Raw genomic sequence first — 24,705 nt, forward strand, 5'->3', positions numbered from 1 at the left:
CGCCGGGGCAGGGACCACCGAGGCTTGGCGCATTCGCGGCTGCTGGCCGACCGGCCGCCGCCGAGAGCTGCGTGATCCCTTCATGAACGCTCGCAAAAGAAAGCCCCGGCCTTCCTGGGAAGACCGAGGCTTCAGTCGGTGACGCCGGCGGGATGTGGCGTCACGCGGAATGATGCTGATCCTTAACGGAGCAGGCTGAGCACGCCCTGCTGCGACTGGTTCGCCTGGGCGAGCATCGCCTGGGCTGCCTGCTGCAGGATCTGGGACTTCGCCAGCTTCGTCGTCTCGGCGGCGAAGTCGGCATCTTCGATGCGCGAGCGGGCTGCCGAGAGGTTCGTGCTGGTGTTGGTCAGGTTGTTGACCGTGACTTCCAGACGGTTCTGGACCGCACCGAGGTCACCGCGGTTCAGCGCGACCTTGTCCAGCGCCTTGTCGATCGCCTCGAGAGCGAAACTGGCATTGGCCTGGCTGTTGATGCTGAGACCGCCGCCGATCTTGTCGCCCGAGCCGCCCTGCACGGCAAGGCCGGCCTTGCCGAGCGAGCCCGCAGACCCGTCGATGCGGATGTCTTCACCGTTCGCGGAGGTCAGCGTCAGCTGGCCGGTCGCGGTCGTGTCGGCCAGGAAGCCGCTCGTGTCCGTCAGGGTGATGTCGCCGCCCTGCGAGGAGGTGAGCAGCAGCTCGCCGTCTTCGTTGACGCTGGCCTTCAGACCGCTGATGCCGGCACCGTTGATCGCCGTGACGACGTCAGCGACGTTGTTGGCGCCCGATACGTCGACGGTGCTGCCGTTGATGACGAGCGAGTCCGCGGCCGGTGTCTGCGAGAAGTCGACCGCGACCTTGGCTTCCGTCTTGGCCGAGGCCGTGACGCCGGTCTGGTCGGAAATCTCGTTGATGGCAGCGGCCTTGGCGGCGGCGCTGGCATCCGAAGACGTGCCGACCTGAATGCCGTTGATCGTCAGATCGTCGGTCGAGGCAAAGGCGCCGGCACCGACAGAGGCGGACTCGAAGCTCTTGCCGTCGGTCGTCTGGTTGAGGCCGAGAGCCTGAACGTCCGTGAGCGTACCAGCGGCGTCCGTGTTGGCCGTGACGGTGATGTCGCCGCCGTCGACGCTCTCGAGCGCCACGAAGCCCGCATAGGTGCCGTCCGTGAAGCCGGCTTCGCTGGCCGCCGTGCCGCCGATCTCGATGGAGGCGCCGGTGTCGTTGGACAGGGTGATCTTGCCATCGTCACCAAGCGAGGCCGTCACGCCAGCGACATCGCGGTTGATGTTGGAAACCAGTTCCTCGACGCTGCCGGCCGCGCCGACATCGTTGCCGTTGATGTTCAGCGCACCCTCAGCGAAGGAGGACGCCGACGGAAGCGAGCCGCTGAGCGTGTTGTACGCCGTTGCGCGAACGCCGTGGTTCGCCGTGTTCGAGTTGATCGCCGTGGCAAGATCGGTCGCGCTGGCGGTCGCCGGAGCGGTGCCGAAAGCGGCCTTGCCGTTGATGAGGACGTCATCGACGGCCAGTCCCGAGGCATCGCCTACACGGCCCGTCGTCAGCTGGCCCTGAATGGCGTAGCCCTCGAGGCCGAGCGCCTTCGTCGTGGCGGCGCCGATCGACATGGACACCGTTTCGCCGGAGTTCACGCCCGTCTGCAGCGTCACGTTCTTGGCACTGCCGTCCAGAAGGTTGGTGCCGTTGAAGCTGGTGGTCTTGGCGATGTTGTTCACCTCTTCCATCAGCTGGTTCATTTCGGACTGCAGAGCGCCGCGGTCGTCGGCGGAGTAGGTGCCGTTGGCGGACTGCACGGCCAGTTCGCGCATGCGCTGCAGCATGTTCGTGACTTCGCCCAGCGCACCTTCGGCGGTTTGCGCCATGGAGATGCCGTCATTGGCGTTGCGGATGGCGACGCTGGCGCCGCGGATGTTGGCGGTCATGCGCTGCGAAATGGCGAGGCCGGCGGCGTCGTCCTTCGCGGAGTTGATGCGGCGGCCCGTCGACAGGCGCTCCATGGTGGTGGACATTTCCTTGCCCGCCATGGCTCCGGCGCTCTGAGCACGCATTGCGCTGACATTGGTGTTGATGACTGACATGAGAATTCCATCCCTTACGTTTCGATTTCGTCCGGCGTGAGGCGCTTGGCCGGTGTCCGGTAATGGAAGGGACGACCCGGTCGCCTGATGTTTAAATCACGCTGCCGATTTTTCGTCACGCCGTGCGGATCACCGAGATAGGCGAGCGTCTGGCATAGCGCTTGCTAGATAGCTCCCGAACATGATTGCAGGCTTTGGAAGGTACAGCGCGCAGTGAAGGTCGATAGCTCCAACCTGTTGGAATTGCGGTCGCAAATCATCTCCCGCAATGCCGAACTGCAGGGCGTCAAGAAACCGTCGGAGGCGGCGGGCGCGGGGTTCGGCAACGCGCTGACGCAGGCCATCGACAGCGTGAAGGCCACACAGGCCGACGCGGCGCAGGCGACCGATGCTTTTGAGCGGGGCGATAGCCAGGACGTGGCTGGAATGATGCTCGCGCGGCAGAAATCGTCGCTGGCGTTCCAGGCGACGCTACAGGTCCGGAACAAGGTCCTGTCCGCCTACAAAGACGTCATGAACATGCCGGTCTGACGGCAACGGCACGGGACTGAAGACAAATGGCTGACAACGACATCATAGATGGCCGTGCCATCGTTCCGCAGAGCGGCGGCGCCGGCGCGGTGGCGGCACAGGGCAGCGGCATGATCGGCGGCGGAGCGCTTTCCGACCCGGCACAGCTCTGGCGCAACCTGACGGGGAGCGCCGCTTTCAAGCGTTGGCTCCCGATCGGCCTTGCCATCGTCGGCGCCGCTGCGGTGCTGGCGCTGGCGCTCAGCTTCGTAGAACCGTCCCGGGCGCCGCTTTTTCCCGGCGTTCCGGAGGCGGAAACGGCACGCATGCTGGAGACGCTGCAGAAACAGGGTTTTGACGCGCGGATCGAACCGGACAGCGGTCTTCTGACCGTACCGGCCGCCGACAAGAACCGGGCGCGCATTGCGCTTGCCTCGGAAGGGCTGCCGGAAACCGGCCTCAGCGGCTACGACGTCCTCAACGACATGCCCTTTGGGACCAGCCGGGCCGTGGAGCGCGCGCGCCTGCAACAGACGCAGGAAACCGGCCTCGCCGCGAGCATCGAGGAAGTCAGCGGTGTCGAATCCGCGCGTGTCCACATCGCCGCGCCCGAACCCAGCGCCTTTGTGCGCAGTCGCAGCACGCCCACGGCATCTGTCTTCGTCAAGCTGAAGGGCGGCCGCGTGCTCGGCGACGAGCAGGTCACGGCGATCGTGCACCTCGTGTCGTCGTCCGTGCCGGGCCTCGCTGCCGAAGACGTCAGTGTTGTCGATCAGCGCGGCAATCTGCTGTCGAAGCGCCTGACGGGCGATCTTGCGGCCTCGGCCGAGCAGCTCGCCTACACGACGCGTCTTGAAGATGCGTGGCGCGAACGGATTGCGAAAATCCTTATCCCCATCGTCGGTGCGGACAATTTCAGCGCGGAAGTGGCGCTCGACCTCGATTTCAATCGCAGCGAATCCACCAGCGAGACCTATGACAAGGACGCGGTCCTGCGTAGTGAGCAGCGCACCGTGACGCAGTCGGGTGGGGGCGAGCAGGCGCGCGGGATTCCCGGCACGGTTTCGAACACGCCCCCCGCAGCCGCGCAGTTGACGCCCGCGGACGGCGAAATTCCGCCGGAAGGCGAGGCCGCGGCCGATGCGGCGGCGCAGGCCCCGGCTCTCGCCGACGAAAGCACAGTCCGCAATTATGAGGTGGGCAAGCAGGTATCCGTGACGCGCGACAGCGTCGGTGAGATCCGCCGGGCGTCCGTTGCCGTGGCGCTGCGCGAGAACGGACAGAAACTGTCCGATACGCAGCTGAAGGAAATCGAGACGCTGCTGAACGGCGCGCTTGGTATCGACAAGGATCGCGGTGATGTGCTCGTCGTGCGCGGCCAGTCCTTCGCTGCCCTCGATGCGATGGAGGAACCGCCGCTGTGGGAACAGCAATGGGTGCAGAGTTGGGGAACGAAGGGCGTTGTGCTGCTGCTGGGGCTTGCGGCGCTTTTTATGGTCGGCCGGCCCTTGAAGAAGGCTCTCGCGGCAGGGAAATCCAAGGATGACGAGGCGAGCACCGACGCAGCGCAGGCAGCGGCGGATTCGGCAGCGGCGGAAAGCGCCGCGGACGCGCAGACATCTCTCGCGGCACCGACCCAGGACCAGTTCAACGAGCGTCTGACGCTGCTGCGCGAACTCATCGCGGCCGATACCGGCCGCGCCTCTCAGGCCTTTGGCCGGATGATGACCGACGAGAAGCGGAGTGCGCAGAATGGCTGAGGCACTTGCGGTGTCGGGCGGTGAGCCGGCAAATCTCTCGGCGGCTCAAAAGGCAGCTGTGCTCCTGATGCTGGTCGGCGAGGAGGAAGCCTCCGCCATGATCGGCGATCTCGGTCCGGCGGAAGTCGAAGCCCTTGGCCGCGCCATGGTCGAGATGTCGGACGTCGACCGCGCGACATCCATGCATGTGATCGAAGAGTTTATCGCGCATGCCGAGACCGGCATTGCGGTGTCGGGCGGTCTCGATTTCTTCCGCGGTGCGCTCAGCAAGGCGATGGGGGACGTGCGCGCGACAAGCGTCCTGCAGCGTGTGACTCCCTTTCAGGATCGCTACAGACTGCCGGGATCGGAATGGCTGTCCGCCGACGCGCTGCGGCAGATGATCGTCTGTCAGCATCCGCAGGCTGCTGCCGCTTCGCTGACCTTGATTTCGCCCGCCCTGGCGGCGGATGTCATCCTGGGCATGGAAGAAGAACGACAGGTCGACATTCTTTACCGTCTGGCGATCCTGCGGGAACTGAAGGAGGAGGCTGTCGTGCTTCTCGTTCGTCACCTTGCGCCGGAGGGCGGCCAGGGTCTGGCGCTGCCCGTCTCCTCCATTCCCGGCAATGCGATGACGGTCGCGATCCTGAAATCCATGCCGGACGAGCAGAACCGGCCGCTCCTCGCCGCGCTGCGCAAGCGGGACGACATCGTCGGCAGCGAGATCGAGGAGAATATGCTGCGCTTCGAGGACCTGATGGAGATGCCGCCGCGCAGCCTGCAGCTTCTGATCCAGGCGATCGACCCCGACACGCTCGCCCGCGCGCTTCGCGGCGCACCGGAGGCGCTGGCGGAGAAAATCTACGCCGGTATGTCGACCCGCGCCGCGCAAACCGTTCAGGATGCGCTGAAGGGCAGGGGGGGCAAGGCTTCGGACATTGCCGAGGCGCGCACCGCCATCGTCAAGAGCGCGCGCACCATGGCCGAGAAGGGCGAGATCGAACTGGTCGAGGAAAAGGCCGATGTTTAAGTCCGCCCGCGCGGCGCAGTCCGATAAGGACGTGGACGGCGGAAGATCTTTCGAGGCACGGCCTGTTGCTGCCAAGGCCGATGGCGCATTTCGCGCGGGGCTGGGACCGAGCGCGGAGGACCTTCGCCGCGCGGTCGGCGAGACGTCTCCGGTCGGCGCGAAGCTCGCGGATCAGATTGCGCCGGATGCGCATGCTGATGTTGTTGAGCATCCGGTTCCGCCGGTGGATGAGGAAACGCTTCGCGCGGAGGGCTTCGAAGCCGGACGAAAGGCGGCCGAACTCAGCCTGGGGGCGGAGCTCGATGCAGCACGGGCGATGATTGCAAAGCTGCAGACCGCCTTCGGCGATCAGCTCGACATCGACGGGGAACTGATTGCGCCCGATCTTTCCCGCCTGGCGCTTTCCATCGCCGTGGCCATTGCGGGCGAGTTGCCGATCCATCTGCCGGAAACGATTTCCGTGCGCGTCGCCGCCGCACTCGCCGACTTCAAGAAGGGGCGCATGCTGCCGGCGCTCCACATCAACCCTGCGGATGCGGCCTTTTTCGAGGCGGATGCTGGCCGGTTCGAACTGGTGATCGACGAGGAGGTGCAGCGAGGAGACTTTCGTCTGGCAAGCGGCGATGCCGAGTTGATCGACACCATCGCCGGTCGTCTGGAAGCGGCGCGGGACTGGCTGAAGTGAGCGCCTGCGCCGACCCTGGAGATTTAGCGGCACCCTCGGCGACCGCGCTGATCCGGCAGCGGCTGCAGCATGCCTCCATCTCGCTGCCGCGTCTTGGCGCGCGTTCCAGCGGGCGGCTGCGGGCGTACGACGGAATGCTGCTACAGGCCTCCGGAATTTCCGCGCCGACCGGAACGCTTTGCCGGCTGACCGGCGGCGACGGAACGACCATCGATGCCGAAGTCATCGGGTTTCGCGACGATAATACTCTCTTGATGAAGCTGGACGCCGAAGCAGCCGTCAGTCCCGACAGCCGCATTTCCGTCATCAGTTCCGACCCTTCTGTAAAGGTGGGTGATGAGCTTCTGGGCCGGGTTCTGGATGGCCGCGGCCGGGCGATCGATGGCGGGTTGCAGCCCGTGCCGACGGAAACGCAGCCGCTGCATGCCCGTCCGCGCAACCCGCTCGACAATCTACCCGTTTCGAAGCCGCTCGACGTGGGCGTTCGCTCGATCAACGCACTTCTGAGCGTGGGACAGGGGCAGCGTGTCGGCATCATCGCCGGCTCCGGCGTCGGAAAGTCGGTGCTGCTGGGCATGATGGCGCGCTTCACCGCCGCGGATGTCGTGGTCATCGGCCTCATCGGGGAGCGCGGACGCGAAGTCTCCGACTTTTGCGAACAGCATCTTCGCGGCGAGAGCGCGAAGAAGACCGTCGTGGTTGCGGTGCCGGCCAATCATTCGGCCGTTCTGCGCATTCGCGCGGCGGAGCGGGCGACCGCCATTGCCGAACATTTTCGCGACCGCGGCAAGTCGGTGCTGCTGATTCTGGACAGCCTGACGCGAGTGGCGCATGCGCAGCGGGAAATTGGTCTCGCTCTTGGCGAGCCGCCGACGACGAAGGGCTATCCGCCCTCCGTGTTCAGCCTGATCCCGAACCTGATCGAGCGCGCAGGCAATTCGCAAAGCGGCGGTTCCATCACGGCAATCTATACGGTGCTTGCCGATGGCGGTGACGTGGAGGGCGACCCGGTGGTGGATTCCGCCCGCGCCATCCTGGACGGGCATCTCGTGCTGTCGCGATCCCTGGCCGAGCGGGGGCAGTATCCGGCGATCGACCTGTCGAAATCCGTCAGCCGCGTCATGCGTGCGATCACCGGCAAAGCGCACAATGACCATGCCGGCGCGCTCCGCCGCAGCAATGCAGTCTATGAAGAGAATGCCGATCTGTTCACCCTCGGCGCCTACCAGCCAGGGGCGAACCCCGCACTGGACGATGCCGTGAAGCGGCGCGAACTGTTCGAAGCCTTCATGCGGCAGGACGCCGAAACGCCGGTGACGTTCGAGCAGGCACAAGCCGACCTTGCCGTCGCGGCCGGGCCCCTGTGACCGGGTCGACAAAACTCGCGCGCCTGGCGAAACTGCGCCGGATCGAAACGCAGCGCGCTGCGGACCGCCAGCAGACCGTGGACAGGCAACTGCGCCAGACGCAGGATCTCGAGCACCGTCTGACGACTCTGATCGATGACTACGGGCATGTCACCGGACAGGTGTCGGCGCACGCGCTTTGCGCAAGTTCAGCGCAGCGCGACCGGCTGGTGAAGAACCGCCTCGTCACCCGCGAGCATGCCGCACGCCTTGAACATATGCTGGGCGCTGCGCGGCGGGAGGCCCTGAATGCCGAACGGCGGGAGCGGGTCCTGGGCGAGCTGATCGACGATAAACGGTCAGCGGAACAGCGCGAACGCGAGCGCAAGATCGATCTGGCGCGGATCGGAAAGCGGCGCCCCTCCTGACTGGCACGCTTGTTGCTGAGGTGATGGTTAAAACGTCAACCATCGACGGAAAGTCGTCACATGCAGATCAGCTCCGCCCCGCGTATTGCGGACATGCTTTCCGGAAAGACCAGCGTGGCGAACGGGGCTGCGGAGGATTTGGCCGCGGACGGCATGGGCCCGACTGCGGAGGGCGGCGAAGGGGCGCCTGACGCGGACAGCTTCGCATCGCTGCTTTTGCGCTGTCCGCAGCAGCTTTCGGGGGGAAGCGCCAAAAAAATGACAGCGCGGTTCTCGCCCGTCGGTGAAAACGCCGATCCGGTTTCGAAGGACGGTACGCCGGACAGCGACGAAACTGACTCCCCCGGCGGAATAGAGTTGATCGCGGCGAACGTCGTCCCTCTAACGGAAACGGTCTCGCTGAAGGGATCGGAACTCGCAGCCGTACCGGGCGGCAAGCAAAGCCCGTCTCCCACGGCACATATCGAGGCCGAGACCGCAAAGCTGGAGGCGGGCAAGGCCCTGAGTACTGCCGTGCTCGACGGGCGGCCTAATGGGAACGGCGCGGTGGCGGACTCGCAGGCAATGCAGCCTGAGCAGGCCAGCGCCCTCGCTGAGCAGGCCAGTTCCCTCGCAGGCCGCGCGGACGCCGATGCCGTGAAGATTGCGGTTGCCGACCAGGTCGAAGCGGATCTGGATGCGGGGACCGGCGCAGCGCCTCCGACGGACATGCGGAAATCCGAAGCGCCCGCGCCGGTGTTCGCTCAACAGGATGTTACCGCGGCCGCAACCCCGGCGACCGAAGCCGGCAGCGAAACGATCGCAAGCGTTCAGCCTGGCATGCGTGCCGGCGGCAGGGTCTCGCAGCGCTCCGCTGGACTGCCCAGCAGCGCTTCACAGGACGCGCAGTCGGACCGCGGTGAGGCCGGAGATGCCCCGCCGGTAACGACGCAGCGTCCGGCGGTTCAGACTTTGCCTCTGGCAGGCACCGATGCGGACGGTACAGGACAGGGCTCTGCAGGCAGAGACGCCGAAGCTCCGCTGTCGGCGCCAACCCCCGCAGGTTCGCAAGGCGCTTCAACCTTTTCGCTTGCCGGCGCGCCCTCGGCCCTGCCGGCCAGCAGTTCGGTGCCGCTTTCTGCTCTGCCGTCCTTTCCTGGGCCCGCGCCGTCAGGCGGTCCGCTTTCGGACGCTCAGCAGGCATGGGCGGACGAAACCAGCCAACACATCCTTCAAGAAATGGGCGGGCGCCGCGAAGCGAGTTTTCGGCTGACCCCCGCAAATCTCGGCACGCTGGAGGTCAAGATCGAACTCGATCCGGCAACTCCGCGTATCGAACTCGTCGTTCAGGACGAACGGGCACGCCAGCATCTGGCCGGTGCTCTCGACCGTCTTTCCGATCAGCTCGACACGCGTCTTGGCAATCAGGCGCAGGGGGAGCGGCAGATGGCGGGCGGCGGACAGGGCGCCGCCGGCGGGCGCGAGCAGCAGCCGCAAGCCGATCCGCAGCTTGCCCGGCCGCAGCGTGAAGAGCGCGCTGCGTCGTCGGCTGCAAGCGCGCGCACTGCAACGATTCAGTCCAACGCAAACGGAAACGCAAAGGAGAGCGGGCGAGTAAGCCTGCTGGCATAAAATGGCTAAAACGCAAAACTCGGCAGACGCGGGCGCCGAAGCGCCGAAGAAGTCCAAGATGAAGCTGATCGTGTTCGGTCTGCTGGGGCTGGTGCTCGTCGGTGGTGGCGGCGCGGCGGGAGCCTATGTGTTCCTGAAACCCTCCATGGAGGCGGAACATGTCGAACCGCCAAAGACCTACGACTATTATCAGATGGAGGAGGCGTTCACGAGCAACATCGCCGGTTCGCCCCGCCTGGTGCAGGTGAAGGTCGGTATCGGCAGCGACAAGGGGCCGCTGTTCTTCGACGAGGTCAAGAAACATGAAACGCCGATCCGGGCCGCCATGCTCGCGCAGCTTGCGGAAGCTCCGCTGACCGATCTGACCAACGCAGAGGGTCGCACGGCTCTGGCGGAGGAAATGCGCGAGGCGACGAATGCACAACTGAAGAACCGGGGCGCGGAACCCGGCGTGACTGAAGTCTTCTTCACGGACCTCGTCATCCAATGACAGAGGCGGCAGGCGATACGATGGCGGCGGTGCCGGAGGCGGTCGATCTCGGCGCGCTTCTCGTGCAGCGCGCGGAATCCGACGAGCGGACGCTGGTGCAGGATTTCTGCGCGGCGGTGCAGAAGCGCGTGGCGCTGCGGCTCAGCGATTTCGCCGGTCGGCCGCTGTGCGATCGCCTGATCGTCACCGAAGATGCCAGTCGGGGGACCGCAAGCGTCGTACGGCTATCCGTCAGCGGCACGTCGGAACCCTTCTATATTCTGGTGACGAACGTGCTGCTGAGCCGCATCTGCGCAGCCATCTTCAACGCCGAGGACAAGGAGATCTTCGCGCCCGAACAGCCGGCGCGAAGCGATGTCACGCCGCTCGACCGGGCCATTGCCGACCGCGCGATCTCTGTCCTGACAGATGAGATGGCCGCGATGCTCGCATCGACGGGCGACTTTGCCATCAAGGGCCGCGATGGAAACATCTCGCGGCTGCCGCTCGACTTCTTTCACTTGCCCGTCAGCCATGTGCGCGTATCGCTCGGACATGGGGCGGTCGAGGGAGCCGGTCCCGAACTCGAGATCCTGTGTCCCCGGCCCGTGGCGGCGTCCCTCGTCGAGACCGCGATGAAGCCGGCGCGCAAGGATGCGGCCGCCTGGCGCCGCAGTCTCTACGAGGCCGCGCTCGAAATTCCATTCCAGGTCGACGCCAATGTCGCGCAGCTGACCATGCCGATGAGCCGTCTGACCGGCCTCTCCGCAGGAAGCGAAATCCCAATCCAATCCGCCGACTTCGCCAATCTGGACGTCCAGGGCACCCGCATCGCCGCCGCCGAGGCAGGCGACCAGAACGGGCAGAAGGCGGTCCGCGTCCTGGCCTTCGAAACAGGCCAGAACATCGTTCCGGCAGGAAAGTAAGCATCATGACCGATCAACCGGGAAAAACCGAATCCGTACTCGCTGCGGAGGCTGGCGCCACGAACATCAGCACGAAGCTGCTGGAGCGTATCAGCGTTCGCGTCAGCGTCGAACTGGGCAGCACGACTATGCGTCTTCGCGATCTTCTGGCCCTCGAGGAGGGCGGTGTCGTCGAGCTCGCAAGCAATTTCGACGAACCGCTTTCAATCTATGCGAACGGCGCGCTGCTCGGGCGCGGCGAAGTGGTGAAGTCGGGCGACCGGTTCGGTATCCGCTTTACCGAGATCAGCGACGCCGAAGAGCGTCTGCGCTCGTCGGAAGGCGCCTGATCCCATGGGCGAATATATTCTGCGCCTGATCATCCTCCTGCCGCTTGTCTGCGGTCTGGTGGTCGGCGCGCTGTGGCTGACGAAGAAGGTGCAGGACCGGACCGCCGGGCTGCGCGGCGGCGCGCGCACGGTGGCGCTCGAGGAAACGCTGTCGCTGACCCCGACGACCCGTCTTGCCGTCATATCGTTTCAGGGCGAGCGGATTCTGATCGCTCTTGGCAAGAACGGCGTGACCCCCCTCAGCCGAAAGGCGGACGCGGCCTTCTCGCTGCCGAACGAGGAGTCCGCCCTGTGATCCGGAGGCTGATCGGCGCGCTCGCCGCGCTGCTGCTGACGCTGACCATGCTGGCCGCGCCGGCGGCGGCACAGGACGCCGCGAGCGCACCCGCCACCGCCACCGAGGCCGAGGGGGGCGGCCCCATCGAATTTGCCGCGGAGCTTCTGTCCGGAGACGAGGCGAGCACGGAGCGCGAGCCGCTATCCTTCTCGCTGCAGGTCCTCGTCCTGATGACGCTGCTGGCCGTGCTGCCCTCGGTACTTCTGATGATGACCGCCTTCACCCGCATCATCATCGTCCTGTCGATCTTGCGTCAGGCGCTGGGTTTGCAGCAGACGCCGCCGAACCAGGTGCTGGTCGGCCTCTCGGTCTTCCTGACCTTCTTCGTCATGGCGCCCGTCTTTTCCCAGCTGAACCAGGACGTCTTCGAGCCGTATACGGCGGGGCAGGTAGCGATCGGTGGCGGTATCGAGCGTGGCGGCGAGATCATGCACGGCTTCATGATGGCGCAGACCCGTGAGCGGGATCTGACCATGTTCGCCGACATGGCGGAGGAGGGGCCGTTCGCCCGGCCCGAGGACGTGCCGTTTTCGGTGCTTCTGCCGGCCTTCGTCACCAGCGAGCTGAAAACCGCGTTCCAGATCGGCTTCCTGATCTTCCTGCCGTTCCTGATCATCGATCTGGTGGTGGCGAGCGTGCTCATGTCGCTTGGCATGATGATGCTGTCGCCGACGCTCATCTCGCTGCCGTTCAAGCTCCTCCTGTTCGTCGCGGTCGACGGCTGGGCGCTCACGATGAGCTCGCTCGCCTCAAGCTTCACGGTGTAGCCCGATGTCAGCGGAAATCTCTGGCCTCGCCACGGAAATGCTGTGGGTGCTGTTCTTTATCATGCTGCCGGTCATCCTGCCGGCGCTGCTCGTCGGCTTGCTTCTCGGCATGGTGCAGGCGGCGACGTCCATCAACGAGATGACACTCAGCTTCGTGCCGAAGATCCTGATCGTCATGGTCTGCCTGGCGGTGTTCGGCGGCGCGATGATGGGTCTTCTCAGCGATTTCACGCTGCGCGTCTTCGAGACGATCCCGCTTCTGTCGCGATGACGCAGATCCTTGGCCTCGATGTGGAAGCGCAGTTCGTGGCGCTGCTGTTCGCCATGCTTCGTATCGGCGGCGCGTTCCTCGTTGCGCCCGTCTTCTCAGCGCTCGGCCTGCCCATCATCGTGCGCGTGTCGCTTTCCGCCGCGATCGGTTTCATCGTCATCGGGGCTGCCGGCGTAACGCCGCCCGCCGATCCCCTGTCCCTCGTCGCGCTTGCCGCGGCGGTTCAGGAGGTGATGCTCGGCCTCGCCATGGGGTTCGTGTTGCAGGTCGCCTTTGCCGCGCCGCTCCTCGCCGGGGATTATATCGCCAACAGCATGGGGCTCGGCTTCGCGTCGATGATGAACCCCCAGATGGGCGTGAACAGCCCGGTTCTGGCGCAGTTCCTGATGATCTTCACCGTTCTCCTGTTCCTTGGCATGGACGGGCACCTCATTCTGCTGCGCGCCCTTGTCGACAGCTACGAGGTGCTTCCCATCGCTGGGGACTGGCTGACGGCTTCGCTCGGTCAGAACATCGCCTTGTTCGGCGCCATCATGTTTCGCGCCGGGCTGATGATCGCGCTTCCGGTCGGCTTTGCGCTGTTCGCCGTCAACATCGTCGTCGGCGTCATGACGCGAAGTGCGCCGCAGCTGAACATCTTCGCCGTCGGTCTGCCGCTGACGCTGATGATCGGCACCGCCCTTCTGGCGCTTCTGTTTCCGGGAATGACGGCCCTGTTCGAGGATGTCATCGAGGAGGGGCTGACGATGGTCACCGATATTTCCGAGGGGCGCTTCTGATGGCCGATGCCCCCGATCAGGACCAGAAAACAGAAGCGCCGACCGAAAAGAAGAAGGCGGATGCTCGCAAGGACGGCGATGTTCCGAAGTCTCGCGAGCTGCTGACCGCTGCCGTGATGCTGGTCGGCTGCGCCTATCTGGTCTTTACCGGCGGCATGCTGTTCAGCGGCATGTCCGATGTTCTGGTGACCGGTCTCACCTTCGATCGCGGCGACCTTGCAACCTTTGATGTGCTTGGACGCACCTTGCGCCTTCTCGGGGCCGTAGCGCTGCCGCTGGCCGGCCTGCTGTTTGCCACGATCATCGGCGCGGTGCTGGCGCAGGCGATGCTTGGCGGCCTGCAATTCAACATGAAGGCCGCCAAGCCGAAGGCCAGCAAGATCAATCCGATGGCGGGAATGAAGCGGATGTTTTCCGCAAATTCGCTGATCGAACTGGGCAAGTCCGTGTTGAAAGTCGCCCTGATCGGCGCGTGCGGCTTCGTCGTCCTATGGCAGGGCCGCGACCTCCTCCTCGGGCTTGGCTATGCTTCGGTCACGGGCGCTATCGACAAGGTCGGCAGCACGCTCGCCCTGCTGATGTTCACGCTGGTCGGCAGTCTTGTGGTCGTCGCACTGGTCGACGTGCCGGTCCAGCTTATTCAGCGCACCAAAAAGCTGCGCATGACGAAGCAGGAGGTGAAGGACGAACACAAGCAGAGCGAGGGCTCGCCCGAAGTGCGCGCTGCCATTCGCCAGCGCCAGCGCGACGCGATCAAGCGCGACGTAAGGCAGGGCGTCGACATGGCGAATGTCGTTCTGACCAATCCGACGCACTTCGCCGTCGCGCTGTCCTACGACCAGAAGAAGGGCGGCGCGCCCGTTGTCGTCGCGGCGGGCAAGGACGAGGTGGCAGCGGTCATTCGTGAATTGGCCGCGGAGCTTGGGAAGCCGGTCCTGTCCTATCCGCAACTGGCACGCGCGATCTACTTCACCAGCAAGGTTGGCGAGGAGATCAAGAGCGAACTGTTCGTTGCCGTCGCGACCGTACTGGCGTTCATCTTCGATCTCGATCGCGATCTTTCGCGTGCGAAACCCGCCGTAACCGTGCCGCCGGCGATGCGTTTCGACGAGCGCGGCGATCGCCCGAAGGCGGAGCAGCCATGACCCATTTAATGGGCGGCCGCAGCGGTCGTTATCCTCATACAACACGCGCAGGCGTTCGGGCGGCCGAACGCAAGGAAAGGGGGTAGTCTTGGATATTCTTTCTGCCCTGGGCTCAGGCTCCGGCCTTAACACCAGCGAAATCATCAGCGGCCTCGTCGCGGCCGAGCGGGATCCGAAGACGGAGCTTCTGAGCAAGCGCCGGGAGGCTGCCGACACGAAGATTTCCGCGCTCGGCCAGGTCCGTGCGACCGTCGGCGCCTTTTCCGACGCCTTGCGCTCGCTGCAGTCGAGCGGCGCGCTGGGCGTGCTGCCGCAAATGAGCCGAACGGATCTTGCGACCGCGACGATCGTCAGCAGCAAGGCGAGGCCTGCCAATCTCAGCTTCTCCGTGGAGGCTCTTGCGGCGCCGCAAAAGCTGGTCAGCCGCGCGTTCGGACCGGGAGAGTCCGGCTCGCTGGGCACCGGGAAGATCACCATCGATCTGGGTCGTTTCACCTATGACAGCGAAGGCATGCCCAGCGCGTTCGAAGGTGCGCTTCCGCCAAAAAGCCTGACGCTCGACATCGGATCCTCCGACCAGACACTCGACGCCATCGCCGCGAAGATCAACGCCGCGGGTATAGGCCTTACCGCTTCTCTCCTGCGAGACGGGGATACGACCCGGCTGATCATGAAGGGACCGGAGGGGGCCGAGAACGGCTTCAAGATCAGCGTCGAGCCGGACGACCCTGCAAGCGCCCTCGCCGATCTCAGCTTCGACGTCGGTGCCGGTGCGATGACGCAGACGCAGGCCGCGAAGGACGCGCGCCTCCTGGTCGAGGGCGTCGAGATTACGCGATCCTCGAACCGCATCGACGATCTGGTCACCGGCGTCCAGATCGACCTGATCAAGGCCGAGCCGGGCGAAACCATCAATCTGGCGGCAGCCTACGATACGGCCGAACTGTCCACGGCAGTCGGCAATTTCACCGCAGCCTATAACGAACTCGTCGGGCTCCTGAACGAGTTGACGGCTCGTCCGACGGGCAGTTCGGAGGGCGGCGCGCTGAACGGTTCGCGAGAGGTGCGGGAGCTTCAGAGCCAGCTGAGCGCCCTGACCACCACGCGTCTCGGCACGGGATCGAACGCTGTTCGTCTGGCGGACATCGGCGTGAAGAGCAATCGGGACGGCACGCTGTCGCTGGACAATGAGGCGCTGCAAACGGTTGTGTCTCAGACGCCGGAAGTGCTGTCGACGCTGTTCGGTGACAGCGCATCCTTTTCCGCCGGCGGTATCGCTCTGGACAGCGATGTGTCGGGCATCCCGGCGGGCGAGTACGAACTGACCGACGTGGTCCCGGCAACGCGCGGGACGCTGCGGGGTACCTCCCAGCCCAATGCCTTCGACATGCCGCTTACGATCGATTCCTCAAATCGAAACATCCGCGTGCGCGTCGACGGGGTGGGGTCGCTGACCATCGCCCTCGATGACGGAACGTATACCAGTTACGCGGAATTTGCCGCGATGATGGATCGGGCGATCGCGCGGGACTCCCTGCTGGCGAACTTCGGGGCCGGTGGCTCGGTGGCGGTGGAGAACGACAGCCTGGTTTTCACCTCGAACAGCAAGGGTGTCAGCAGCAGCTTCGCAATTACGGAAATGGACCCCGCGCTCAGTGCCCGCCTGGGCCTCGATACGGCCACGGCCCAGCAGGGCACCGCCGCTTCGGGGAAGCTGAACGGCCGGGACCTTCTGAGTTTCGGCGACAGTCTGATGGTGAAATCCGGCGACCCCGGTGCGGGCATGAAGTTCACCGCCACCGCCGCCATCGCGAGCGCCACGTTCGAAGTCTCGCACGGGCTTAGCACGCAGCTCGCACGCATCGCGGAGCAGGCCGCAAGTGCCGATGGCGGTATCGGGAGCCGGCTGGCGGCTCTGAACAACGAACAGCTTCGCATCGGTGAGGATGAAGAGAAGCTCGAGGCCCGAATGGTGTCCTACGAGGCGCGGCTGAAGGCTCAGTTCGGAGCGATGGAAGCGGCGGTTGCCGGCTTCAAGTCGACACAGGACTTTCTCGACCAGCAGATCAAAATGTGGACCAGTTCGGAAAATTGAGGTGGTATCGGTGATGTACTCGGTAAAGCAGGCGGCGAATTTCTATACGGACCGCGGACGCGAAGCGTCCGTTGCGGGCGCAACCCCGCATCAGCTCGTGAAGATCATGTTCGACGAACTGGAAAGTGTCCTCGGCGCGCTGGTCCACCTCAATTCTCCCGAGCTGCGCGAGCGGCGCGTGGCCGCGGCCAACCGGGCCGTCACAATTCTCTACGGTTTGTCGTCGACTCTCGACTTCGAACGGGGCGGGCGCATCGCGGAAGATCTGCAGGCGATCTACGACTACGCCATTCGCCGCATTCAGGCGGGCATTTCCGGGACGGCCGATGAAGGGGTCTTTGCCGAGGTGGCCGGTCTGATCGGCGAAATCGCCGGGGCGTGGACGGAAATCCGGCAGTGACGCCGCTCGCGCGCCACTTTGACGATATCGACCTTATCGTCGCGCAGCAGGAGGAGTTCGTCCGTCAGGGGCAGATTGCGAGCGCGGCGCATTGTCTGCCGCTGATCGAAGCCCATGTCCGGCAACTCGCAAGCACTGCGGCGCAGTACGGATCAGGCCGTGAAAGTGCCGAGCGGTTGCAGCGGATCAGCGGACGTTATACGGCCATGCAGCAGCAGATCGAGCAGCAGAAAGCTGCGGTTGAATCGGCGCTCGGGCAGGCGGCGGGGCGGGCGCGGCGCGCCCGTAGCTATGCCGTCGCGGAGGCCTGCTGAAGGGCGTCCTTCCTTTCGAAACCGTATTTCCGCATCTTCTCGCATAGTGTCGTTCGCTGGAGCCCCAGCATTTTGGCCGCTTCGCTTACGGTGTGTCCCGTCCGGATCAGGGCGGACTCGATGAACTCGACCTCCAGATCCTGAAGAATTTTCTTCAAGTTCACCTTGCCGGATCCCAGCATCTCCTCTGCACGCGGCATCGGCGCTGCTTCATTGGTCGTCACATCCATCGTGCGCTGCGCCGCGACAGCGACCGCCTCGGGCGCCCTGTCCTTCAGAAACGGCAAGGCCGTCACATTGTTCGGCGCTGCCGGCATGGTCGGCACAGCCGGCACCGATGCAGGCATTGCAGGGACCTGTTCCGCCGAACGCGCGAGGGGCGTCACGGCCTCGCCGGCATCGATCTGCGCGCGCATCCGCCCCAGGGACAGAAGGAACTGCGTTCCCGCCGCGTCCACCTCCTTACCGCGGTAGAGGACCGACGCGCGCTCCGCCCAGTTTCGCAGTTCGCGCACATTTCCGGGCCAGTCATAGGCGACCAGCGCCTCGAGAGCCGACGGACTGAGTGCGAACGCCGGCGACCCATTGCCGAATTCGGCGGCGAAATGGGCAGCGAGTTCCGGCACATCGTCGCGCCGCGCTTGCAAGGAGGGCAGGTGGATGGGGAAGATGTTCAAACGGTAGAAAAGGTCTTCGCGGAAGCTGCCGTCGGCGATCCGCTCCTGCAGGTCGCGGTGCGTGGCGGCGACGACGCGAACGTCGACGGCGATGCTCTTATTTCCGCCGACGCGCTCGAAACGCCGCTCCTCCAGAACCCGAAGCAACTTCACCTGCATCTCCAGCGGCATGTCGCCGATCTCGTCCAGGAAGATCGTGCCGCCATGTGCGGCCTCGAAGCGGCCGATACGCGTACCCGCAGCGCCGGTGAAAGCGCCCTTCTCATGACCGAACAATTCGCTTTCGATCAGTTCGGCAGGGATGGCGCCGCAATTGACGGAAATCATCGGTCCATTCGCGCGATCCGAAAGCGCGTGCAGGGTTCGCGCAGCAATCTCCTTGCCCGACCCGGAGGGGCCGGTGATCAGGCACGTGGCGGTCGAGGCGGCCACCTGATCGATGAAGTAGCGAACGGCCTCCATGGCGGCGCTCGAACCCAGCAGCAGCGGACGCTTGCCCTTTACTGCCCCGCCCCGCGTCAAAATTCCGTTCTCGATTGCCAACGCCCCGTCCCCTTTTTCAATCGGCCCCACCGGTGCGCCTGAAACTTGACGCTCCGATCCGTCTCGCAATGTTTCTGGAAGAAACCGCTCCCGGTGAAAAATTCCATAAAGCGAGGTGGTTACCGAGGTGTTAACGGTAGCGTATCGACCCGCGGGAACGTCAAATTTTTGACAGGCGCGCCGGAAGCTTGTCAGAGGAAAGCGCGCAATTCCGACAGGAAATCGTCGACGCGATCATGATGAACCCAGTGACCCGCGCGTTCGTAAACGGAGACTTCAGCATTTGAAAAATTTCCGATGCGTCCGTCCTCCTGGGGGTTGGAGGCCCAGCTTTCGGCACCGTAGACCAGCCGGACCGGGCAGGTGATTCGCGACCAGAGGCCGTGCAGATCGTCTTGCGGCACGTCCACCGGCGGCCACACCCGGACGTAGGGATCGAACTTCCAGCTATAGGTGCCGTCCTCGTTTCGAATGACGGCATGCTTCGTCAGGTGGCGGGCCTGTACGTCCGAGAGATAGGTGTTTTCTTGCTGCATCCGAGACAGGGCGTCTTCGAAAGTCGCGTAGCGGCGCGGCTGCCGGCCCGCTGCGCCGCGCTTTTCTTCGATCCACAGCCGCCACCGCTCGGAAAGCGGCGTCTCCTCACGCTCGGCGATCATGTTCGGTGACGGACCGAGCCCCTCTATGGCGACCAGCCGGCGTACGGTTTCAGGATAGAGGCCGGCATATCTGAGTGCGATGTTGCCGCCGAGGGAGTGGGCGACGATCGTGACCGGCGACAGACCCAGTTGGTGAACGATCTGCGCAAGGTCGTAAACGTACGACAGGGTCGTGTAATTGCCGCTCTCGTCCCAGGCGCTGTCGCCATGGCCGCGAAGGTCCGGGCAGATGACGCGCCAGTCGCCGCGCAGAGCCTCTGCCGTCCAGTCCCAGTTGCGGCAATGATCGCGCCCCCCATGCAGCAGGATAAGCGGCGGGGCGTCCGGGTTTCCCCAGTCGGCAAAATGGAGGCGCGTTCGCTGTGAAATCACCGTCTGGGACGATGGTCCGACGATCTGCATCCTGACTGCCCCTCTTTTCCCCTGCGGATACGCCGTTCAAGCGAAATGCAGGCGCCGATACTTCCCCCGAAAATAAAGAAGCGGATCGCGGCGCGGTTCGAAGCGGACGCGCTCCACCCTGCCGATCAGCAGAACATGATCACCGGCATCGTGCATCTCGTGCCGTGCGCATTCGAAGCTGGCGAGCGAGTTGCGGATGATCGGCACGCCGCTATCCCACCGCTCCCAGTCCGTCTCGGCAAAGCGGTCGTCCATCTTCATGGCGAAGCGGTTGGAGACGAGTTGCTGACCGATATGAAGAACATTGACCGCAAAAAACGGCGCCTGTTCGAACGCGACCAGACTGCTGGCGGTCTTGGCCAGGCAGACGAGCAGAAGTTCGGGATCGAGAGAGACGGAGGTGAAGCTGTTTGCGGTTAATCCGACGGGTTCGCCCTCCGCGCCGAGGGTGGTGACGACGGTGACCCCCGTTGCGAAGGTCCCAAGCGCATCGCGAAGCGTACGACTGTCCGAACCGGCATGATACTCCGGCGGTTCTCGCGGCACGCGCCGCTCCAGAAACTCGACGAGCACGGCGTTCAGATCCTCGCCTGCATCCGCCAGAAGTTCGCCGGCGCTTCGCACATGGGCCAGTTCGGCATCGGCAAGCATTTCGGCCAGGGGCGAGGATGCCCCGCCGCCCGCCACCACGAGGCCGGGCAGGGAAAGGCGGCGCGCGGAGTCCGTCAGCCGCTCGCCGAGGGGCGTATCGCAGCGGTCATCCGCGAGAGCGGCATCGACGCTGGCCGGCGCCCCGCGCGGCAGATGGGGGGGATCGACGAAGACGGCGCCGCTGGCGATATCGGGGCCGTTCTCCCCAAGGGCAACGAGCGCGATCCAGCAGGCGCTGCCCTGACCGATCACAACCGGGCGCGAGGAGAGCTGGGCGAGAATGCTGCCAAGATCGCCCACATGCGCGTCGAGGTCGAACGGTCCGTCGCCGGGATCCTCGCTCTCGCCCTGACCCCGCAGGTCGAGACTGACGACATACCGTCCGGCACCGGCGAGTGCGACGGCAATGCCGGTCCAGTCGTCCGATGCGTCTTCTCTCAGCAGCAGAACGGGCGGAGCATCGGACTGACCGTATGTTTTCGCTGTAAGGCGTATACCGCCATAACCGGAAAATGTGCGTTGCCCCATGACCACCCTTGATTCATCGACGCTGGCGACTGTGCGTTTCGATCAGCCGCGCTGGCCCGCTTGCGCCAATCATATAGGTCGATGTTCAGGCTTTACAGGGGGCGAAGGGGCGGGGGCGCCCCGGGCTGCTCCTTCCTGATGAAAAGGTCGCTGCTGGAGGCGGGGACGGACAGCCGCGTCCCTTTGCCGACTTCGGCATCGGCATCGGCACGCCTCGAACCTGCACGGCTTTGGGCGCGCGGGCGTAGCTGGACAAAAGCGGCCGGAAAGCCGCCATCCGACAAATATCCGGTTGAAACCTTCTCTCGTCGGCACTACAGCCTAACGATAATGATTAGCAATAAGGATCGATGGACGTGACGGCGTCCAGCCTGCGGACCTGGGCGGGCATCCACAAATGGTCGAGCCTTGTCTGCACGATATTCCTGCTGATGCTCTGCGTCACGGGCTTGCCGCTGATCTTCCATGACGAGATCGATGCGCTTGCCGGAGACGAGGATGGGCGTCCGGTTATCGATGCGGCGGCCGAGCGCGCCGATATGCTACCCCTCGACGAGATGATCGCGAAGGCATTGGCCGCCAATCCCGGTCATGTTCCGCTGTTCCTCAGCTTCGACGAGGAACGCCCGGTGGTGAACGTCACGACGGGGCCGACGCCCGATGCGGCGGGCATCGACATGCAGATCCGTTCCTATGACAGGCTGACGGGTGAGCTTGCCGGCATCATTGCCGAAGACGGCGTCATGGATGTCATCCTGCAGATCCACACCGATATGTTTCTGGGCCTGCCCGGAATGCTGTTTCTGGGCGCGGTGGGGGCGCTGTTCATCGTCGCGCTTGTCTCCGGCGTCGTCCTTTATGCGCCGATCATGCGGAAAATGGATTTCGGCACCGTGCGCGCATCCCGCCCGACGCGCATCCGCTGGCTGGATTACCATAATCTGCTGGGCATCACGGCGCTGGCCTGGGCCGCTGTCGTCGGCCTGACCGGCATTATCCACACCTTGGCAACGCCGATCGTCGACTATTGGCGCGGCGATCAGCTGGCCGAACTGACTGCGGCCTATGCCGAAGCGGAACCTTTGCCGGCGTCCCGCTACGGTTCGGTCGACACCGCCCTGCGAACGGTGCGCGCCGTTCGGCCCGGCAGCCGCCCGCAATTCATCGCATTCCCCGGCGGGTCGTACAGCTCTGCCCATCATTACACCATCTTTCTTCAGGGCGGGACGCCTCTGACGAAGGGGATATTGACGCCGGCTGTCGTCGATGCGGAAACCGGTGCGCTGACCGACGTTCGGCCCATGCCCTGGTACATGAAGGCGCTGCAGATTTCCCGCCCCTTGCATTTCGGCGATTATGGCGGGCTGCCGCTGAAGATCGTCTGGGCCGCTCTCGACCTGTTCACCATCGTCATTCTTGGATCGGGCGTTTACCTGTGGATTGCCGGGCGCCGGCCGCAGGCGCGCCCGCTGCTGCAAGCCGAGACAGCGAATGAGTCGCTGGTGGCGGCGGAATGACGCGCATCTCGCCCCCCGGCACGCTCATGAGGACGGCGCCCGCTCCCGCTCTTGTGCGGAAGCGCCGCCGGCCGTTGCGGGACGTCTTCGCTCTGCCGACGGTGATCGCTCTCGCCAGCCTGACGGGGCTGGGCCTGGCGCTTCTGGGGGACGGTCTCTTCGATGCCGGAGCGTGGATCCTGCTGGGCCTGCCCATCATGGCAGCGATGTGGGCGCTGAGAACGCGCCGTCGCTGACCTCAATTCTGAACAAAACCCTATAACCAATTAAAAAAGGGCCAATCTATGAACGTCAGGTTCGCCGTACCGCTGCTGCTTTGTGTCTCTCCGCTCGCGATCGCGACGCCGGCTGCTGCGCAGCAGAGTGAAAGTTCGCCAGGAGCGGACGACGAAGCAATCGTCATCACCGCACAGCAGCGAAACGCGACCGAAGTGCTGAACGCCGCGGATGTCGGCGTTCTGGGCAGCAAGGACGCCCTGGACGTTCCGTTCAACGTCCGGACCTATACGGAAACGCTGATCCTCAACCAGCAGCCCCTGACGCTTGGCGAGGTGCTTGACAACGACCCGACGATCCGGACGAGCTATGGCTTCGGCAACGCGGCGGAGCTGTTCGTGGTGCGCGGGTTTCCGCTCTTCGGTGACGATCTGGGATTCAATGGTCTTTACGGGATCACGCCGCGTCAGCTCGTTGCGCCGGAACTCTATCAGGAGGTGCAGGTGCTGAACGGCGCAAGCGCCTTTCTGAACGGCGCGGCGCCGGGCGGCACGGGCGTGGGCGGCAACATCAACCTGGTGCCGAAGCGTGCCGGAACGGCAGACCTGACCCGGGTGACGGCAAATTATATCTCGGACAGCCATTTCGGCGGCAGTGCCGACGTGGCGAGGCGATTTGCCGACGATACGATTGGCGTTCGGGTAAACGGGGCCTACCGCGCCGGCGACGTATCAGTCGACGACGAGTTTCGTCGCACGGCCGTTGTCGGGGGCGCTATCGACTACGCCGGTGAGCGGCTGCGCGTCGCTCTCGACATCGCCTATCAGCGCGTCGAGGTCGACGGACTGCGTCCGAAGGTTCAGCTCAGCAGCGCAGTGACGGAGATTCCGGACGTTCCCGACGCCGACGCGAACTACGCGCAGCCCTGGACGAGTACGGAGCTGCGGGATGTCTTCGGGACGCTGACGGTCGAATATGATCTTGCGGACAATGCGCTGCTTTATGCAGCCATCGGTGCGCGCGACACCGATGAGGCGGGCACGTACGGCAACATCACGCTCAACGATGGAGCGACCGGGGCCGCAACGGGCGGGGGCAGCTTCATTCCCTACGAGGCCAACAATGAAAGTGCGCGCGCCGGGGCCCGTATAGACCTCGAGGGCGCGGGGATTACGCACGAGTTCAACGTCGGCGGGAACGTGCTTTGGCAGGAGGGGCGGACCGCCTACGATTTCTTTACCGGCTATGAAACGAACCTTTACGACACGCCGGTCGTAGCGCAGCCCGGTTCAAACTTTGCGGGTGGTGACCTCGACAATCCGTTTCCGATCAATCGCACGCATATTGCCAGCCTGTTCGCATCCGACACGATCGGCCTTTGGGACGATCGCATACTCGTGACCGGCGGTCTGCGCATGCAGGTCATCAATACGAAGACCTATGGCTATGACGGCAGCGGACTGACGGAAGAATATGACGACAGCGCCATCACGCCAGTGGTCGGAGTCGTCGTGAAGCCGTCGGACAGGATTTCCTTCTTCGCCAATCGTATCGAAGGCCTGGCGGCGGGCGAGACCGCGCCGGTGAACGACGAAGATATCGTCAATCCCGGTGAAGCCTTTCCGCCGTACAAGTCCGTGCAATACGAGGTGGGCGGCAAGGCTCGGCTGGGCACGTTCAACGCGGCCCTGGCCCTGTTCCAGACCGAGCAGCCGAACGGCTATGCGCGGCCCGTTGATCCCGCAGAACCCGACGGCGACCTCGTCTACGGGGTGTTCGGCGAACAGCGCAATCGCGGCATCGAGCTGACTCTGAACGGCGAACTGACCGAGGAGCTGCGGCTGATCGCGGGCGGATCGGTGCTGGAGGCGAAGCTGCGTGATACGGGCGGAGTCAACGAGGGAAATGATGCGGCCGGCGTACCGGAATATCTGCTGAACGCGAATGTCGAGTGGGACCTGCCCTTCCTTCGCGGACTGACGCTGACCGGACGGGCCGTGCATACCGGCGAGCAGGCGGCGAACGCGGCCAATACCCTTCGGCTGGACAGTTGGACGACCTTCGACATTGGCGCGCGCTACGTCGCTGCGGTCGGCGATCGCCCGCTCACCTTGCGCGCGGGGATCGATAATGTCGCGAACGAGCGCTACTGGGCGACGGCGTTCGATTCCTTCGGCACCGCACTTCTCCAGGGAACGCCGCGCACGTTCCGCCTGTCCGCCTCCATCGATCTGTAAGGTCGCCGAG

25 protein-coding genes are annotated in these 24,705 nt (G+C 64.7%); 21 read left to right on the forward strand and 4 right to left on the reverse strand.

From position 1 onward, the window contains the following. Positions 1 to 182: 182 nt before the first annotated feature. Positions 183 to 2,081, reverse strand: coding sequence for a flagellin N-terminal helical domain-containing protein (locus C725_RS00540; RefSeq protein ID WP_008599480.1), 1,899 nt, complete (start codon positions 2,079 to 2,081; stop codon positions 183 to 185). Between the two features lie 213 nt (positions 2,082 to 2,294). Here C725_RS00540 and fliE point away from each other — a divergent pair, with 213 nt between their 5' ends. The 18 genes from fliE (at position 2,295) to C725_RS00630 (ending at position 17,265) form a co-directional block, all read left to right on the forward strand. Next, the gene (gene fliE, locus C725_RS00545; RefSeq protein ID WP_008599481.1) at positions 2,295 to 2,612 is read left to right on the forward strand and encodes a flagellar hook-basal body complex protein FliE; all 318 of its coding nucleotides are present in this window, start codon (positions 2,295 to 2,297) and stop codon (positions 2,610 to 2,612) included. 26 nt (positions 2,613 to 2,638) lie between these two features. Further along, positions 2,639 to 4,351: a flagellar basal-body MS-ring/collar protein FliF gene (fliF, locus tag C725_RS00550; RefSeq protein WP_008599483.1), complete on the forward strand. Its 1,713-nt coding sequence runs from the start codon at positions 2,639 to 2,641 to the stop codon at positions 4,349 to 4,351. Beyond that, complete coding sequence (locus C725_RS00555; RefSeq protein WP_038280953.1) at positions 4,344 to 5,363, forward strand: flagellar motor switch protein FliG; 1,020 nt, start codon at positions 4,344 to 4,346, stop codon at positions 5,361 to 5,363. The genes fliF and C725_RS00555 overlap by 8 nt, the downstream gene beginning before the upstream one ends. Continuing rightward, positions 5,356 to 6,048: a FliH/SctL family protein gene (locus C725_RS00560; protein ID WP_008599486.1), complete on the forward strand. Its 693-nt coding sequence runs from the start codon at positions 5,356 to 5,358 to the stop codon at positions 6,046 to 6,048. The genes C725_RS00555 and C725_RS00560 overlap by 8 nt, the downstream gene beginning before the upstream one ends. Continuing rightward, on the forward strand, positions 6,045 to 7,415 hold the full coding sequence (locus C725_RS00565) for a FliI/YscN family ATPase (protein WP_008599487.1): 1,371 nt from the start codon (positions 6,045 to 6,047) through the stop codon (positions 7,413 to 7,415). Before C725_RS00560 ends, C725_RS00565 begins: the two co-directional genes overlap by 4 nt. Next, positions 7,412 to 7,822 carry a hypothetical protein gene (locus tag C725_RS00570; protein WP_008599488.1) on the forward strand — a complete coding sequence of 137 codons (411 nt, stop codon included), beginning with the start codon at positions 7,412 to 7,414 and terminating at the stop codon, positions 7,820 to 7,822. The genes C725_RS00565 and C725_RS00570 overlap by 4 nt, the downstream gene beginning before the upstream one ends. Positions 7,823 to 7,882: 60 nt before the next feature. Continuing rightward, entirely contained in the window at positions 7,883 to 9,433 is a 1,551-nt protein-coding gene (locus C725_RS00575) for a flagellar hook-length control protein FliK (protein WP_008599489.1), read from the forward strand. A 58-nt stretch (positions 9,434 to 9,491) separates the two neighbouring features. Then, positions 9,492 to 9,923: a flagellar basal body-associated FliL family protein gene (locus C725_RS00580; RefSeq protein WP_008599490.1), complete on the forward strand. Its 432-nt coding sequence runs from the start codon at positions 9,492 to 9,494 to the stop codon at positions 9,921 to 9,923. Beyond that, a complete protein-coding gene (locus tag C725_RS00585; RefSeq protein WP_008599491.1) occupies positions 9,920 to 10,828 on the forward strand; it encodes a FliM/FliN family flagellar motor switch protein in 909 nt (302 codons plus the stop codon). Before C725_RS00580 ends, C725_RS00585 begins: the two co-directional genes overlap by 4 nt. Before the next feature lie 5 nt (positions 10,829 to 10,833). Beyond that, positions 10,834 to 11,157: a flagellar motor switch protein FliN gene (gene fliN, locus C725_RS00590; protein WP_008599493.1), complete on the forward strand. Its 324-nt coding sequence runs from the start codon at positions 10,834 to 10,836 to the stop codon at positions 11,155 to 11,157. Between the two features lie 4 nt (positions 11,158 to 11,161). Next, a complete protein-coding gene (locus C725_RS00595) occupies positions 11,162 to 11,452 on the forward strand; it encodes a flagellar biosynthetic protein FliO (protein ID WP_008599494.1) in 291 nt (96 codons plus the stop codon). 47 nt (positions 11,453 to 11,499) lie between these two features. After that, positions 11,500 to 12,261, forward strand: a complete 762-nt coding sequence (fliP, locus tag C725_RS00600) for a flagellar type III secretion system pore protein FliP (RefSeq protein ID WP_051051193.1) — start codon at positions 11,500 to 11,502, stop codon at positions 12,259 to 12,261. Between the two features lie 4 nt (positions 12,262 to 12,265). Next, entirely contained in the window at positions 12,266 to 12,532 is a 267-nt protein-coding gene (locus C725_RS00605; RefSeq protein WP_008599497.1) for a flagellar biosynthetic protein FliQ, read from the forward strand. Further along, positions 12,529 to 13,311, forward strand: coding sequence for a flagellar biosynthetic protein FliR (fliR, locus tag C725_RS00610; RefSeq protein WP_008599498.1), 783 nt, complete (start codon positions 12,529 to 12,531; stop codon positions 13,309 to 13,311). The genes C725_RS00605 and fliR overlap by 4 nt, the downstream gene beginning before the upstream one ends. Further along, positions 13,311 to 14,456 carry a flagellar type III secretion system protein FlhB gene (gene flhB / locus C725_RS00615; protein WP_008599499.1) on the forward strand — a complete coding sequence of 382 codons (1,146 nt, stop codon included), beginning with the start codon at positions 13,311 to 13,313 and terminating at the stop codon, positions 14,454 to 14,456. Before fliR ends, flhB begins: the two co-directional genes overlap by 1 nt. Positions 14,457 to 14,544: 88 nt before the next feature. Further along, entirely contained in the window at positions 14,545 to 16,551 is a 2,007-nt protein-coding gene (fliD, locus tag C725_RS00620) for a flagellar filament capping protein FliD (protein ID WP_008599500.1), read from the forward strand. A gap of 13 nt (positions 16,552 to 16,564) precedes the next feature. Then, positions 16,565 to 16,951 (forward strand): flagellar export chaperone FliS, encoded by a 387-nt coding sequence (gene fliS / locus C725_RS00625; RefSeq protein WP_008599501.1) that lies wholly within the window; start codon positions 16,565 to 16,567, stop codon positions 16,949 to 16,951. Beyond that, complete coding sequence (locus tag C725_RS00630) at positions 16,948 to 17,265, forward strand: hypothetical protein (protein ID WP_008599502.1); 318 nt, start codon at positions 16,948 to 16,950, stop codon at positions 17,263 to 17,265. The genes fliS and C725_RS00630 overlap by 4 nt, the downstream gene beginning before the upstream one ends. On the opposite strand, the gene C725_RS00635 is transcribed toward C725_RS00630, so the two are convergent. From C725_RS00635 to C725_RS15595, 3 genes are all read right to left on the reverse strand, one after another. Continuing rightward, positions 17,241 to 18,485, reverse strand: coding sequence for a sigma-54 interaction domain-containing protein (locus C725_RS00635; protein WP_008599503.1), 1,245 nt, complete (start codon positions 18,483 to 18,485; stop codon positions 17,241 to 17,243). The genes C725_RS00630 and C725_RS00635 overlap by 25 nt on opposite strands. Before the next feature lie 191 nt (positions 18,486 to 18,676). Then, positions 18,677 to 19,546, reverse strand: coding sequence for an alpha/beta fold hydrolase (locus C725_RS00640; RefSeq protein WP_008599504.1), 870 nt, complete (start codon positions 19,544 to 19,546; stop codon positions 18,677 to 18,679). A 36-nt stretch (positions 19,547 to 19,582) separates the two neighbouring features. Then, positions 19,583 to 20,725, reverse strand: coding sequence for an alpha/beta fold hydrolase (locus tag C725_RS15595; RefSeq protein WP_008599505.1), 1,143 nt, complete (start codon positions 20,723 to 20,725; stop codon positions 19,583 to 19,585). Between the two features lie 350 nt (positions 20,726 to 21,075). Between C725_RS15595 and C725_RS00650 the strand changes: the two genes are divergently transcribed. The 3 genes from C725_RS00650 to C725_RS00660 are packed head-to-tail and all read left to right on the forward strand — an operon-like array spanning position 21,076 to position 24,695. Next, positions 21,076 to 22,242, forward strand: a complete 1,167-nt coding sequence (locus C725_RS00650) for a PepSY-associated TM helix domain-containing protein (protein ID WP_008599507.1) — start codon at positions 21,076 to 21,078, stop codon at positions 22,240 to 22,242. Then, on the forward strand, positions 22,239 to 22,478 hold the full coding sequence (locus C725_RS00655) for a hypothetical protein (RefSeq protein WP_243442660.1): 240 nt from the start codon (positions 22,239 to 22,241) through the stop codon (positions 22,476 to 22,478). Before C725_RS00650 ends, C725_RS00655 begins: the two co-directional genes overlap by 4 nt. Positions 22,479 to 22,526: 48 nt before the next feature. Next, the gene (locus tag C725_RS00660; RefSeq protein WP_008599511.1) at positions 22,527 to 24,695 is read left to right on the forward strand and encodes a TonB-dependent receptor; all 2,169 of its coding nucleotides are present in this window, start codon (positions 22,527 to 22,529) and stop codon (positions 24,693 to 24,695) included. Positions 24,696 to 24,705 lie beyond the last annotated feature (10 nt).

The sequence above is a fragment of the Pacificimonas flava genome (assembly GCF_000342165.1).
Classification (GTDB): domain Bacteria; phylum Pseudomonadota; class Alphaproteobacteria; order Sphingomonadales; family Sphingomonadaceae; genus Pacificimonas; species Pacificimonas flava.